The sequence below is a fragment of the Psychrobacter sp. T6-6 genome (genome assembly GCF_052258185.1).
Taxonomy (GTDB): Bacteria; Pseudomonadota; Gammaproteobacteria; order Pseudomonadales; family Moraxellaceae; genus Psychrobacter.
The window spans coordinates 1-16,050 of record NZ_JBQQEX010000004.1 but is presented as its reverse complement, the minus strand read 5'-3'; the positions used below and the strand labels follow the sequence as shown (position 1 = coordinate 16,050).

Genomic DNA, 16,050 nt, shown 5'->3' with positions numbered 1-16,050 from the left:
ATCCACATCATAAAACGATGAATAGCGATTATAACATAAAGTAATATTTTCTAATATTCGTATTTTCTTACCTATTTAGCTTATAGAAATTGTAATTATAAATTATTAGCTATAATATGAGTATGTAGTCATTGATTACGCTCACTCATTATAGAAGGAAAATACTCATGGCAGCTCTACTAGTTACTTACGATTTAAATTCGCCTGGACAAAAACATGCCAAGGTTTTGGAAAAGGTTAAAAGCTTTGGAGGTTGGGCTAAACTTTCTGAGTCAAGTTACGCAATCACCACTTCCTTAACACCAAGCCAAGTTTACTCACAATTTGAAAGTTTATTAGATTCTAATGACCACATTTGGATAATTTCATTGAAAAAACCTTACTCTGGTTTTGGACCAAGGAAGGTCATCGACTGGTTAGATACTAATCTGACATATTAGAAATAATAGTGATGCAAGTTTCATTTTTGAGGCTTGTATTACTCATCAAAAGGAACTGACATGATATGAAAGAAAATAAAATAGAATTTCTTCTAACAGGACGAAACGCCCTATTCACCGACCCTATCACACGTATTGGTGGTGAAAAAACCAGCTATCACTTGCCCACTTATGAAGCGCTAAAAGGCGTTTGCAAAAGCATCTACTGGAAACCCAGTATTATTTGGTATATCGATAAGGTACGCGTGATCAACCCTATTCGCACCCAAACCAAAGGCATGAAGCCAATTAGGTACCATAAAGATGGCAATGATTTGGCTTATTACACCTATCTACATGACGTCGCTTATCAAGTGCAAGCCCACTTTGAATGGAACACACATCGCCCTGAGCTAGAAGCTGACCGCATCGATGGCAAGCACTATAGCATTGCCAAACGTATGGTTGATAAAGGTGGACGCCAAGACATATTTTTAGGCGCAAGAGAGTGTCAGGGCTATGTCGAGCCTTGTGAGTTTGGTAGTGGTCAAGGTTACTACGATGATACTCCAGAACTAAGTTATGGTCTGATGTTTCATAGCTTCGCTTATCCTGACGAGACTGGCATAGATGAATTGCACAGTCGTTTCTTCCGTGCGGTGATGAAACATGGTGTCGTAGAGTTTCCCAAGCCTACTGATGACTTGCAGGCCGATAGTAACAACGGTATGCCCAATCGATTTGTCCGCGCCATGAGTGCCAAGACCTTTACACTCGATGAAAACATTGAGCCTGTCACTAGTACGGAGGAGTCTCTATGAGCTGGTTACAACGACTGTATCAAACCTATGAGCTTGCCAGCCAAAATGAAGAGATTCAGGCTCAAGAAAGCAGTTTAATGCCTTATTATCATGTCAATCAAAACGTGCAGATCATCGTTACTATCAACGATAAAGGTGATTTCGTTAATGCCGATATCTCCCGAGATGGTAATGGTAAGGTTAAATCGAGTTACTTCGTTATTCCAGCGACCAATGATTCTGCGACACGTTCAGGACAAATACCGCCACCTCATCCGCTATCTGACAAAGTTCAGTATTTAGCTGGAGACTACTTTGAGGGATACGCTGTTAATCCAAAACGAGACTTTCATCAACGTTATTTAGAGTTGTTAAGCAGTTGGTGCAACTCTAATTCCGCTCATCCAAAAGCTAAAGCTATCTTGAAGTATGTGCAAAAAGGCACGCTAGTCAAAGATTTACTCAAGGCTGAGGTGTTAATTGCTGATCCTGATGATAAGAGCAAGCTGGCCTACCCTAAACAAGCCAGCGACTATCCAGATAGCATCTTATCATCGCTAAATAAAAACACTACAGGCGTATTTGACCAAGGCGCAGCATTTATAGCTTGGCGAGTCACTGCTACAGAACTTGGCAAGCAAGCTGAGCATGGCAAGTCTGAAACGTGGCGTGATGACAGCCTATTTGACTCATGGCAACAGTTTTATGCCACGCTTGATAGCACCGACGGCTTTTGTTATATCACTGGCAAGAACAGTCCGCTGGCAAGCAAGCATCCCAATCGCATCCTGCGTAGTGCCACCAATGCCAAGCTCATCTCAGCCAATGACTTATCGAGCTTCACCTTTCTAGGACGCTTTACTGACGATGATAAGTCTATTAAAGCCCATGGATTACAAGGCGCAAATATCAGTGCAGTTGTCACTGAAAAAGCGCATGCTGCACTATCATGGCTACTGTCTCGTCAAGGCCGCGAAGAGGCTGGCCAAGCAGTTGTAGCCTGGGCAATCTCTGGTGACGAAACCCCGCAGCCTACGCAAGAGGTCAATGAAAATGAACCTTTTGATGTTGAAGAAAATACCGATATCGCAGAAGGAGAAGTTAATCCTTTTGCAATGAAAGACGATGAAGACTTTGACGAGATAGAAGATGGGTCGGAAGATAGTAAAATATCTGAAACCACAGTAACTGAAAAGCCACCTTCTAATCTTAATTATAGTAATAATTTGGGTCAGACTTTTGCTAAACACCTTAATAACACCATGCAAGGCTATCGCCAAAAGCTCGATGCTCACGATCAAATCTCAATCATCACCCTAGATGCCGCTACCCCTGGTCGTATGGCAGTTACTTATTATCATGAAGCCATACCGAATGATTATATTGAAGCCTTAGAATGCTGGTATCAGCAGTTTTCGTGGTATGTCACTTATAAAGATACCGAAACCAATGTACGCAAACTGACGATTAAAGCGCCCATTCCTAAACTAATAGCACAAGTGGCCTATGGCTCTCGTCTATCAGATGCTCTCAAGAAGCAAGTTGTCTCGCAAGTGATACCTTGTATCGTAGAGGGAGAAGAACGGCAGCTTCCTTGGCAGTTGGTTCACTTATGCTTTAAGCGAGCCTGCAATCCAATTAATCTTGAGCCTTGGGAATGGGAACAAAGCATTAGTGTTACTTGCGGATTATATCGTGGCTATACCTATCGCCAAACAAAAAGGAAAATAGATATGGAGTTAGATAATAATTGTACCGACCGAAGCTACCTTTTCGGACGACTTTTAGCGATTGCTAATCACATTGAAAATTTAGCTATGTCAATGGCAGGCGAAGGTCGTAGACCTACTAATGCTTTCAAATATATGCAACGCTTTACGCATCGACCTGCTGAAGTTTGGATGATGTTACGAACTCAATCATTACTACCTTATCAAAGGCGTCTTATCTCACGTGTTGGTCCGTTGAATGAAGGCTATAACGACTTGATAGCAGATATAGAGACAAACCTTAAAAGTCTAGAAGAATTTACTAGCAACCAGACTTTAACACCTGAATTTTTAATAGGATACGACCTACAAGCTAGATGGCTAAAAAAACATACCATAAAAGATGGAAAATGGATTATCAAACCTATCAAAGATAAAAAAACAAAAGAAAGTTCCGAAACTAACGAAACCGCTTAACTTAGTCTTTTGAATATAAATACTCATAACCTAATAAAAGGATAAACCATGACAGCCTCTACCCAAAACCCTATCAGCAATAAAATCGACTTTGCCCTCATTATTGGCGTAAACAATGCCAATCCAAACGGTGATCCCTTAAATGGTAATCGTCCTCGTACTGACTTTGCAGGTAATGGCGAAATTACCGATGTTTGCTTGAAACGTAAAATTCGTGACCGTCTGCAAGAATCAGGCGAGGAAATTTTTGTACAATCTGACGAGAAAAAAACGGATGGCATGACCAGTCTGAAGAACCGTGCCTATGATGAAACAGTCGGATTAGGTAAAAATGCCTTTGAAGCTAATAAAAAAGAAAGTATCGAAGCCAAACGCGATGAGACATCACAAAAAGCCTGTGATAAATGGTTCGATGTCCGTGCCTTTGGTCAAGTGTTTGCCTTTAAAGCGGATACTAAAGGCGCTGATGGCGTGTCTATCCCTATTCGAGGCCCTGTTACTATCCAATCGGCATTTAGCTTGCAACCTGTCGATATTACCAGTACTCAAATTACCAAGAGTGTGAGCGGCGAAGGTGATGGTACAAAAAAAGGTAGTGATACCATGGGTATGAAACATCGCGTCGATGAAGGTATTTATGTGACCTATGGTGCGATCACGCCGCAACTGGCAGAACGTACGGGCTTTAGCGCTGACGATGCCGAAAAGATAAAAGAGATACTACCAAAACTGTTTGAAGGCGATGCGTCCTCTGCTCGTCCTGAGGGCAGTATGCAAGTCAAAAAGGTGATTTGGTGGGAGCATAGTAGTAAATCAGGTCAGTATTCATCTGCAAAGGTGCATCGTAGTTTAAAAGAGTTGCTAGATGATACAGGCGCATTTGATGAAAACGCGCTGAAGTCAGCATTAGAAGGATTAGAGCCTGAGATTATTGAAGGGTTTTAAACCATTATTAGTTTTTGGAAGTTGAGTAAGCTTTATAAATTAAAGTTTACTCAAAACTTAATATTAATTCGGTGTCAAACTCATGCAAACCCTCTACCTATCCCGCTTGCAGCACTACCTATTCTGTCCGCGTCAGTTTGCGCTGATCGAGCTTGAGTGTGCGTGGGAGGAAAATGTCTTTACCGCTGAGGGTCAAGTCATGCATGAAAAGGTGAACTCTGGCGGTCATGAGACGCGTGGCAATGTAAAAACCGTACGGACGCTACGACTTGGTCATGAGGCACTAGGATTGGAAGGGGTTGCTGATGTCGTCGAATATCATAACGATGAGAACGGTCAGCAAACACCCTTCCCTATTGAGTATAAACGTGGCAAACCAAAATCGCACCGTGCGGATGAGGTACAGCTTTGCGCTCAAGCATTGTGTTTAGAGGATATGCATAAATGCATCGTTCCCAAAGGCGCTTTATTCTACGGGAAAACACGCCGCCGTCACGTCGTCGATTTCGACAATGAGTTGCGACAAATTACATTAGACGCTATCAATGACTGTCGACATATTATCGAAAGTGGTCAGACGCCCAAGCCCACTTATAGCACCAGCAAATGTCGCAACTGTTCCTTAAAAGACATCTGTCATCCAAAAATATTTAATAAAGATGCAACGGCTTGGTTAAGCAAAAAAATAGCGACCAGTTTAAATGAAACCGATCACTGATAGTGGTATCAATCTTTCAGAACAATGGTTACTAATAACTAGTTCTTATCCTTAGGCTGAGCATCATTCTTAGGCTCTTGTGGGTTTAACTGCTTCCCTTTATTGCCTTGATTTTGATCATAAGCTTTGTTTGTACCGTTAGTCCCTTTATTCGGGTTTTGCATGTCAGCTTCGTTGTTTGGGTTACTCATATTTCAGTCCTTGATAATAGTTGAGACGTGTCTTATTTAACCTAGCATAATAAAAGACCTTATTCAAAACCAAAATAGCGTTAGGTGCTCAAATTAACCATTAGGAACTCATATGCGACCTTTAAAAAACACGTTATTCGTTCAGACTCAAGGGGCTTGGCTCAACAAGCAGGGCGAAAATGTAGTCATGAACATTGACTATGAGGTCAAAGGTCGCGTGCCCATTCATAAGCTAGACGCAATTGTCTGTTTTGGGCAAGTATCAATATCGCCCGCATTGATGGCGCATTGTACGGATAACGCTATTACCATTACCCATCTCAACCAATATGGTAAGTTCCAAGCGCGTATCGAGGGCGCAGTCAGTGGCAACGTATTATTACGCCGTGAGCAGTACCGTATCAGTGATAATCCTGAACGGGTTCAGCCTATTTGCCACAGTATTATTTTGGGCAAAGTCCACAACCAGCGCCAAGTCATCCGCCGCTACCTACGAGACTATAAAGCGCAATTGGATACGCCCATTATCAATAGTTTGGAAGCAGCGCAACAACGCTTAGGATACGGACTCAATAAAATTCTTGCGACTCAAAACCTACCTGACTTGTTGGGCCGAGAAGGCGAGATGGCCAGTGTGTATTTTGGGGTATTCCCGCATCTGATCCGCAATCCTGATTTTCACTTTCCCAAACGCACACGTAACCCGCCTACTGACGCTGTCAATGCGCTACTCTCTTTTACCTATACCTTGATGACGCATGACTGCCGTAGTGCGCTCGAAACCGTTGGACTTGACCCTGCTTGTGGCGTGTTTCACCAATTAAGACCCGGCCGCCCTTCTCTAGCGCTCGATTTGGTTGAAGAGTTTCGTCCTATTGTTGATCGTTTTGTGTTGTCTCTTATCAATAAAAAACAATTGGGTAAATCTGATTTTAAACAAGAAGCCAGTGGTGCGGTTTGGTTAAAAGATGAAGCGCGACAAACCTTTTTTAAGGCGTGGCATGATCGTAAACAGCAGACCATTTATCATGAATGGTTTGAAGAAACGGTGCCATTTGGGTTATTACCACACTTACAAGCCACAATTATGGCACGGCATATCAGAGGCGATATTGATGCCTATATTCCTTTTTTATGGAAATAGATCACCAAAATAAGAATAGGAAAAAAGGTTACTATTATGATGATACTGGTTACTTACGATATTAGCTCAGAGGGCACCTCTAGTGCCAAGCGTCTGCGTCACGTTGCCAAACAATGCCTAAACTATGGTCAACGGGTGCAATACTCCGTGTTTGAGATCGAGGTCAATCCTGCTGAATGGACAACACTCAGAGCAAAGCTTGAAGACATCATTAATCCTGAAGTGGACAGTCTACGTTATTATTATCTTGGTAAAAATTGGCAAAATAAAGTGGAGCACATCGGGGCAAAACCTGTGCTAGACTTAAACGGTGTTCTACTGTTTTAATCACTTTATAAGCGTTAAAACATGATATTTGACTATCATAAGGTCAATGCGAGCCTATAGCATACATAATATCTCTAGAGGATTCGCAAAAGGGTCGCAATGCTATTTAACAACTTGATTTTATTACCTATATTTTATAGCAATAAATTTTTGGTAAGCGATATGCTTGCCAAATTTGCTTATGGTTTAGACGCTCGCAAATTCCAAGGTTTTTTCTTAACCTTATTAGCGACTTAGACTATGGGCTTTCGCACCTATCACGGGTGCGTGGATTGAAACTTTAACATTTTGTACCCCTTGTCAATGTCCCAATTCGCACCTATCACGGGTGCGTGGATTGAAACTGGAGGACAGGGGCAAAGGGTTTTATCATCTAATTCGCACCTATCACGGGTGCGTGGATTGAAACCCACCGTCTCGGCACGCACCCCCTGCGATATATTCGCACCTATCACGGGTGCGTGGATTGAAACCTAGAATCGGTGCTACGTGAGATGACGATACCTTCGCACCTATCACGGGTGCGTGGATTGAAACACGGCTTGCCAATATGACTTGTCAGCGATTGCTTTTCGCACCTATCACGGGTGCGTGGATTGAAACAGTATCAACCTCATTTCGTGGTGGTACATTGCATTCGCACCTATCACGGGTGCGTGGATTGAAACCATCCATACGACGACAATATCCTTGTAAACTACATTCGCACCTATCACGGGTGCGTGGATTGAAACTCTTTACCAGTTTGGGTGGTAGTGGCTGCGTTAATTCGCACCTATCACGGGTGCGTGGATTGAAACTTGCAGTGCATTTGACCACTCAGGCGTGAAGTATTCGCACCTATCACGGGTGCGTGGATTGAAACAAACCTAAGGTTATTCCGTCATGAGTGGATATGGTTCGCACCTATCACGGGTGCGTGGATTGAAACAATCTTATCGATAGTTGGCTTGCCAGCATTGTTTCGCACCTATCACGGGTGCGTGGATTGAAACATCTTAAACGATAAGGGTTTAAGACTGCTTGGTTTCGCACCTATCACGGGTGCGTGGATTGAAACGTTAAAGTCCAACATGCCATACCTCTTGATATAAGTTCGCACCTATCACGGGTGCGTGGATTGAAACTTTACCGCAGGCGATATGATTACCAAAGGCCATTCGCACCTATCACGGGTGCGTGGATTGAAACTATTGATTCAACGCCAACTTGACAATCAACCTGTTCGCACCTATCACGGGTGCGTGGATTGAAACCGTTTAAGTCCTTTATGTACTCATAGACAAATATTCGCACCTATCACGGGTGCGTGGATTGAAACTACGTGCCATACCTTTTGCAGCCATTCGGCTATTCGCACCTATCACGGGTGCGTGGATTGAAACCGTTTAAGTCCTTTATGTACTCATAGACAAATTTCGCACCTATCACGGGTGCGTGGATTGAAACTTGCTGCTAATTTCTGCTTGTGCATCAATCCATTTCGCACCTATCACGGGTGCGTGGATTGAAACTCTATCTGTAGCATGGTGTCGTCATCACCGATACTTCGCACCTATCACGGGTGCGTGGATTGAAACTGTTTGAGCAAGTCCTAATGTCTCGGCTGCTGTGTTCGCACCTATCACGGGTGCGTGGATTGAAACGCCGTTATAGTACGACTATGATGCAGCCTGTTTTCGCACCTATCACGGGTGCGTGGATTGAAACATGCTATTCACGCGGATTTCTTTATATTGCTTGTTCGCACCTATCACGGGTGCGTGGATTGAAACAAAACAGGTGACGTTAATTTTGACATGACTAATCTTCGCACCTATCACGGGTGCGTGGATTGAAACACGCTCGTTGATGCGCTCACATATCTCATTAAATTCGCACCTATCACGGGTGCGTGGATTGAAACTTGTTGAGTAACGACAACATCAAATTTTTCAGATTCGCACCTATCACGGGTGCGTGGATTGAAACTTGTAGACGATAAAAAAGCCACTCAAAGGTGGTTCGCACCTATCACGGGTGCGTGGATTGAAACTGTCTCAAGCGGTCCGACGCTCTATCACCCATGTGTTCGCACCTATCACGGGTGCGTGGATTGAAACTTGCATTTCAACCGCATTACTCTCCGATTCATCTTCGCACCTATCACGGGTGCGTGGATTGAAACTGTATGTGAGTGCTGCGGACAATCTTTTTAACTATTCGCACCTATCACGGGTGCGTGGATTGAAACGGATATGAATACTACCAAGATAGGGTTTTCAAAATTCGCACCTATCACGGGTGCGTGGATTGAAACCTTCAAGTTCGCTCGTATCAGGATAAATCATGCTTCGCACCTATCACGGGTGCGTGGATTGAAACTGTATGTGAGTGCTGCGGACAATCTTTTTAACTTTCGCACCTATCACGGGTGCGTGGATTGAAACTGTATGTGAGTGCTGCGGACAATCTTTTTAACTATTCGCACCTATCACGGGTGCGTGGATTGAAACAAGCTTGGCTTGCTGTGCGTCACGCTCCCAGTGGCTTCGCACCTATCACGGGTGCGTGGATTGAAACATAAGTGCTCGAATAAATCATCTCGTTTTGTAATATTCGCACCTATCACGGGTGCGTGGATTGAAACTTAAATCCTCAACCGCATCGCCTTTTTGTCCTGTTCGCACCTATCACGGGTGCGTGGATTGAAACAGATTACAGGCATGGATAAATGTCAGTGCATATTCGCACCTATCACGGGTGCGTGGATTGAAACAGCATTACCCAACCAACCAAGTCACGACCACTGTTCGCACCTATCACGGGTGCGTGGATTGAAACTCTGCTCGGCGCAGAATCCCCTCGCAAGCTTTGTTCGCACCTATCACGGGTGCGTGGATTGAAACAACCCAGCATCAAACGCACAGCAGGGCCGCGAGCTTCGCACCTATCACGGGTGCGTGGATTGAAACAGTTGCAACTATCAAACCCTGCTGAACCATTCTTTCGCACCTATCACGGGTGCGTGGATTGAAACGAGATTGTCAACGCCCTATTGATGTTAGTCATCTTCGCACCTATCACGGGTGCGTGGATTGAAACTCAAGATATGGTAAATGGTGCCAACGAACTGCTTCGCACCTATCACGGGTGCGTGGATTGAAACAGGCTGAGCTGGCAAATAATTAGCTGCATAAAATTCGCACCTATCACGGGTGCGTGGATTGAAACTGAGATTGGTATCCATGTCGATAATCTTTGTACGTTCGCACCTATCACGGGTGCGTGGATTGAAACCCATAATCTTGCAAGGCTCAGCAATCAAAATATTTCGCACCTATCACGGGTGCGTGGATTGAAACCAGTAAGAAATACAGTAAAAACGGTAATTACTGTTCGCACCTATCACGGGTGCGTGGATTGAAACACAGTCGATGAAATCAAGACAGCAATGCTCAGTTCGCACCTATCACGGGTGCGTGGATTGAAACTATGAGCTAATCAAAGTTTGCTTTGCTCTGCTTTCGCACCTATCACGGGTGCGTGGATTGAAACCGTCTGTCCCAATCTCAGGCAATGGTAACCAAATTCGCACCTATCACGGGTGCGTGGATTGAAACAAATATGTGTTTACTGGCTTTCTTGGCATCGTCTTCGCACCTATCACGGGTGCGTGGATTGAAACTTATCAGAGCGTATGGAGTCCGATACGGGGCTATTCGCACCTATCACGGGTGCGTGGATTGAAACAATAGTGCCGTACTGCTCATCAACTGTATAGTCTTCGCACCTATCACGGGTGCGTGGATTGAAACACTAAAGGTGGGTCGGTAACAGTATCAACATCATTCGCACCTATCACGGGTGCGTGGATTGAAACAAAGATAGGTTTGATACGAATACGTTGATACTCTTCGCACCTATCACGGGTGCGTGGATTGAAACTTATTGGGTCATTCAGTCGTGACTTTAATGTCTCTTCGCACCTATCACGGGTGCGTGGATTGAAACAGTGTCATACAGCGTCACGCTAAGACCAGCACCTTCGCACCTATCACGGGTGCGTGGATTGAAACAAATCCAAGCTACATGCTGATGGCACAATGTTTTTCGCACCTATCACGGGTGCGTGGATTGAAACGGTGAGGGTTTTACAGTCACACCGCGTAAACCATTCGCACCTATCACGGGTGCGTGGATTGAAACGTGCTGATGATAGACATAGCATTGGTCATTCATTCGCACCTATCACGGGTGCGTGGATTGAAACAACGAAAGGACAGCTTATTTTTTCAACTGCCCTTTCGCACCTATCACGGGTGCGTGGATTGAAACGATGCTTCTTGCTGCTGCTGATGTTCTATGGCCATTTCGCACCTATCACGGGTGCGTGGATTGAAACCATCCTTTTTACCGTTGGGCGAATACATGAATAGGTTCGCACCTATCACGGGTGCGTGGATTGAAACCTAATCAAATTGATATTACTGATTTCTCCTATATTCGCACCTATCACGGGTGCGTGGATTGAAACTCTTAGATGGCAGGTCTTACATTTATTGATAGTTTCGCACCTATCACGGGTGCGTGGATTGAAACAAGTTTGTGGCAGCAAATAAGACCGTAGCGTCTCTTCGCACCTATCACGGGTGCGTGGATTGAAACCACTAGAAAAATCTAAGACAGACGAGATTGCGTTCGCACCTATCACGGGTGCGTGGATTGAAACCGCTTTGATTTGCGCCAATGTATGCGCTGGGATTCGCACCTATCACGGGTGCGTGGATTGAAACATCAGCAAAACCATGCACATCAGCAACCGCTAATTCGCACCTATCACGGGTGCGTGGATTGAAACACATCAAACGGCTGTACGCTCAATTCAAGCGCATTTCGCACCTATCACGGGTGCGTGGATTGAAACACTTTGAAGTCAAAGCTACTTTATCGGAAAAGCTTCGCACCTATCACGGGTGCGTGGATTGAAACTGCCCTCACTGAGCCATGAGTATTCTTTGTCAATTCGCACCTATCACGGGTGCGTGGATTGAAACATATACCACCTCGTTATTTAGCCTTATCCATTCTTCGCACCTATCACGGGTGCGTGGATTGAAACGTTGTGCTGTTTTAATCGCTCAACTTCGCTGTCATCTTCGCACCTATCACGGGTGCGTGGATTGAAACTCTTTGAACTCTGTTGTTAGCTGATTGATTGACTTCGCACCTATCACGGGTGCGTGGATTGAAACATGAACATGGCAATGAACCCTGATTGTGACGTAGTTCGCACCTATCACGGGTGCGTGGATTGAAACCCAAGCACGAAAACGATGACGGCCCCGATGGGACTTCGCACCTATCACGGGTGCGTGGATTGAAACTTTTTTGGCATTTGCGTTATCAGCTGTGGCATTTTCGCACCTATCACGGGTGCGTGGATTGAAACATCATATCAGGCGCACTAACACCAATCTGACGCTTCGCACCTATCACGGGTGCGTGGATTGAAACACGAGTATCTGAGCGTGATGAAAAACGCTATGCACTTCGCACCTATCACGGGTGCGTGGATTGAAACTAGAGTATGGGGAAATCTCCTAGTGGCTTAACGCTTCGCACCTATCACGGGTGCGTGGATTGAAACAATAACTCGTAACATTAGATAATCCCCAAGTCTTCGCACCTATCACGGGTGCGTGGATTGAAACTTCTCAGTGTCCCTCTTTGCCCTCTTTTAGCGTTTCGCACCTATCACGGGTGCGTGGATTGAAACAGCATTTGGGCGACTGGAAGCGCCCCACTGGTGTTCGCACCTATCACGGGTGCGTGGATTGAAACTTTTGCAGTGCGTCCGTCAGGTGTTTTTTCAACTTCGCACCTATCACGGGTGCGTGGATTGAAACTATTAGCTTTTGGCATTGCTCCAGCTACTTGAGTTCGCACCTATCACGGGTGCGTGGATTGAAACCGTAAACTCTCATTCGCAGCCTTGACCGTTTGATTCGCACCTATCACGGGTGCGTGGATTGAAACTCTAGTGACCAGTTTTTTAGCTAAGATGCTAGCTTCGCACCTATCACGGGTGCGTGGATTGAAACCCAAGAACCAGCGGAACCACCGCCCCCAGTAGAATTCGCACCTATCACGGGTGCGTGGATTGAAACGGTATTACCTTAACTGGTATAAGCTCATGATATTTCGCACCTATCACGGGTGCGTGGATTGAAACGATGTTCAAGGCTTGCGAGAGCTAGAAGAAAAATTCGCACCTATCACGGGTGCGTGGATTGAAACCCTGATGTGTCCGATATTGACCGCTTACTTGGTTCGCACCTATCACGGGTGCGTGGATTGAAACACTAGCAGGTTTGTAGCTACCTGTAATGGTTTGTTCGCACCTATCACGGGTGCGTGGATTGAAACCGTTTTAAGCCCTTAAACCCCATCAAGCCACCCTTCGCACCTATCACGGGTGCGTGGATTGAAACTTATCCCTAAATAAGACAATCGTGTGCTGACTATTCGCACCTATCACGGGTGCGTGGATTGAAACGGGCATCGGCACTGGCTTTGATAAAGGCGGCATTGTTTCGCACCTATCACGGGTGCGTGGATTGAAACAGTCACCGGCTCTAAGTGTAAATCATGCACTTTTTCGCACCTATCACGGGTGCGTGGATTGAAACATAACCTGCGTACTTTGCTGCCTCTGTATTTGTTCGCACCTATCACGGGTGCGTGGATTGAAACACATATCGGCTATTTTTCCGATAGGTAGTATTCATTCGCACCTATCACGGGTGCGTGGATTGAAACAGGATTGAAATATCAATGTACGAGGTCGGATTTATTCGCACCTATCACGGGTGCGTGGATTGAAACAAATTACCTAAAGAATGGTTAATGGCTTTTTTGGTTTCGCACCTATCACGGGTGCGTGGATTGAAACTGCGAACTCTTCATTGCACATTTAAGATTACTCTTCGCACCTATCACGGGTGCGTGGATTGAAACTATAGTAGCAACCAACCCTAAGCAAGTTAAAAATTCGCACCTATCACGGGTGCGTGGATTGAAACACAATCAACGTCTGACCGTCCTCAATGGTCGGCTTTCGCACCTATCACGGGTGCGTGGATTGAAACATGGTAGCCGTTTGGATTCTGCCAAATTCTAATTCGCACCTATCACGGGTGCGTGGATTGAAACTTATATAATGAGCTAACAGGAGGAAACAACGATTTCGCACCTATCACGGGTGCGTGGATTGAAACAATATAGGAGCTTTTTATGATTAAAGATTTGATTCGCACCTATCACGGGTGCGTGGATTGAAACTGTACGCTTCGTCATCAAGCTCCAGATTGACAATTCGCACCTATCACGGGTGCGTGGATTGAAACACACGCTTTACTGCCCCATCCGCTAGATAATCCTTCGCACCTATCACGGGTGCGTGGATTGAAACATCAAACAAACACTCGCCCTCAATGCTCATCTTTCGCACCTATCACGGGTGCGTGGATTGAAACCACTCCGTCAAATCGCTGTTTTAATACTCCGCTATTCGCACCTATCACGGGTGCGTGGATTGAAACATCCGATCAAAGGCGCTTGTCGTGTTGTCAGTATTCGCACCTATCACGGGTGCGTGGATTGAAACCTATCGATAAGGTAAAGCCTATCGATAAGCTACGTTTCGCACCTATCACGGGTGCGTGGATTGAAACATTTACAGTAAGTGCTGATTGAAAACAGTTTTTTTCGCACCTATCACGGGTGCGTGGATTGAAACGTGAACAACCTATCGCTATGATACTGCCATCACATTCGCACCTATCACGGGTGCGTGGATTGAAACAGCAGCGTCAGCTATTGCTCTTGACGCGACTATTCGCACCTATCACGGGTGCGTGGATTGAAACGTGATGCGAGTGTTGTCACTGCCTCCCCTGGTCTTCGCACCTATCACGGGTGCGTGGATTGAAACACGAAGCCACGTCTGATATATGCTGTTGCCTGATTCGCACCTATCACGGGTGCGTGGATTGAAACACCACCTTCGCCAGTGTCAACATCTTCACCTTCTTCGCACCTATCACGGGTGCGTGGATTGAAACAATTTGGTTCAGCATTTACATCAGATGAAGCGTTTCGCACCTATCACGGGTGCGTGGATTGAAACTGGCAACAGCACTATGCTCCTGATGGCTATCGTTTCGCACCTATCACGGGTGCGTGGATTGAAACTATGCTGTCGTGAGATACAAAAATCAGTAAGCGTTCGCACCTATCACGGGTGCGTGGATTGAAACCACCAAATACACGAGTAGCATTATCGCCACGATTCGCACCTATCACGGGTGCGTGGATTGAAACATCAACTAAGTGCTGACCTTTGACATATCCACCTTCGCACCTATCACGGGTGCGTGGATTGAAACTTATTTGTCGTAAGTACAACCAAGCATCAAAATTCGCACCTATCACGGGTGCGTGGATTGAAACACGCCGTATTGGCATTGGTCGTACTGTCAGCAATTCGCACCTATCACGGGTGCGTGGATTGAAACTGCGCGGCAAGGTTACCATCAGCGATAAACTTAGCTTCGCACCTATCACGGGTGCGTGGATTGAAACGGCGGTAGTATCTGCTGCCAGATTGCGTCGTCATTCGCACCTATCACGGGTGCGTGGATTGAAACATCTGCGCATCCTGTGACCGTTAAAGGCAAAGTTCGCACCTATCACGGGTGCGTGGATTGAAACCCAGCGATATGGGTGACGTTTAAATCATCTGCTTTCGCACCTATCACGGGTGCGTGGATTGAAACAATCTCGAAGATGAACCGCATCAAGAGCAGCCATTCGCACCTATCACGGGTGCGTGGATTGAAACTCTATGAGGTCCCAATTAATCCCCAAGGTACAGATTCGCACCTATCACGGGTGCGTGGATTGAAACAGACTGTGATTTTTCGGGGGGTAATTCTTCAAACTTCGCACCTATCACGGGTGCGTGGATTGAAACATTAACAACTTTGCAGTCCAAAGCCACGCCTGTTTCGCACCTATCACGGGTGCGTGGATTGAAACATTGAAATATAAAAATCAGCTATTGCTTTTAATTCGCACCTATCACGGGTGCGTGGATTGAAACTATTGATTCAATATCAACATCGTCACGCATCACTTCGCACCTATCACGGGTGCGTGGATTGAAACTCCGTAATGGACGGTTTTTGCAACTTCCAACCGTTCGCACCTATCACGGGTGCGTGGATTGAAACTCCGTAATGGACGGTTTTTGCAACTTCCAACCGTTCGCACCTATC

8 protein-coding genes and 1 CRISPR repeat array are annotated in these 16,050 nt (G+C 45.4%); of the genes, 7 read left to right on the top strand and 1 reads right to left on the bottom strand.

All coding sequences use genetic code 11. The features are described 5' to 3' along the window. The first annotated feature begins 167 nt into the window (after window positions 1-167). The 5 genes from ACTXGL_RS07865 to cas4 all read left to right on the top strand — a co-directional run bounded on the left by ACTXGL_RS07865 (window position 168) and on the right by cas4 (window position 5,068). Window positions 168-440 carry a hypothetical protein gene (locus tag ACTXGL_RS07865; RefSeq protein WP_443526073.1) on the top strand — a complete coding sequence of 91 codons (273 nt, stop codon included), beginning with the start codon at window positions 168-170 and terminating at the stop codon, window positions 438-440. Between the two features lie 65 nt (window positions 441-505). Next, window positions 506-1,240, top strand: a complete 735-nt coding sequence (gene cas5c, locus ACTXGL_RS07860) for a type I-C CRISPR-associated protein Cas5c (protein WP_443526072.1) — start codon at window positions 506-508, stop codon at window positions 1,238-1,240. Beyond that, window positions 1,237-3,405, top strand: coding sequence for a type I-C CRISPR-associated protein Cas8c/Csd1 (gene cas8c, locus ACTXGL_RS07855; RefSeq protein ID WP_443526070.1), 2,169 nt, complete (start codon window positions 1,237-1,239; stop codon window positions 3,403-3,405). Before cas5c ends, cas8c begins: the two co-directional genes overlap by 4 nt. A gap of 48 nt (window positions 3,406-3,453) precedes the next feature. Beyond that, window positions 3,454-4,350, top strand: a complete 897-nt coding sequence (gene cas7c, locus ACTXGL_RS07850) for a type I-C CRISPR-associated protein Cas7/Csd2 (protein ID WP_443526069.1) — start codon at window positions 3,454-3,456, stop codon at window positions 4,348-4,350. 82 nt (window positions 4,351-4,432) lie between these two features. After that, window positions 4,433-5,068, top strand: a complete 636-nt coding sequence (gene cas4, locus ACTXGL_RS07845; RefSeq protein ID WP_443526067.1) for a CRISPR-associated protein Cas4 — start codon at window positions 4,433-4,435, stop codon at window positions 5,066-5,068. 38 nt (window positions 5,069-5,106) lie between these two features. Here the strand turns inward: cas4 and ACTXGL_RS07840 are convergent, their stop codons facing one another. Further along, complete coding sequence (locus tag ACTXGL_RS07840; protein WP_443526066.1) at window positions 5,107-5,259, bottom strand: hypothetical protein; 153 nt, start codon at window positions 5,257-5,259, stop codon at window positions 5,107-5,109. Window positions 5,260-5,371: 112 nt separating this feature from the next. Here ACTXGL_RS07840 and cas1c point away from each other — a divergent pair, with 112 nt between their 5' ends. Beyond that, complete coding sequence (gene cas1c, locus ACTXGL_RS07835; RefSeq protein ID WP_443526064.1) at window positions 5,372-6,403, top strand: type I-C CRISPR-associated endonuclease Cas1c; 1,032 nt, start codon at window positions 5,372-5,374, stop codon at window positions 6,401-6,403. Between the two features lie 36 nt (window positions 6,404-6,439). Beyond that, entirely contained in the window at window positions 6,440-6,730 is a 291-nt protein-coding gene (gene cas2, locus ACTXGL_RS07830) for a CRISPR-associated endonuclease Cas2 (protein WP_443526063.1), read from the top strand. 247 nt (window positions 6,731-6,977) lie between these two features. After that, window positions 6,978-16,005: a CRISPR direct-repeat array (repeat unit 32 nt; unit sequence TTCGCACCTATCACGGGTGCGTGGATTGAAAC). Between the last annotated feature and the right edge of the window lie 45 nt (window positions 16,006-16,050).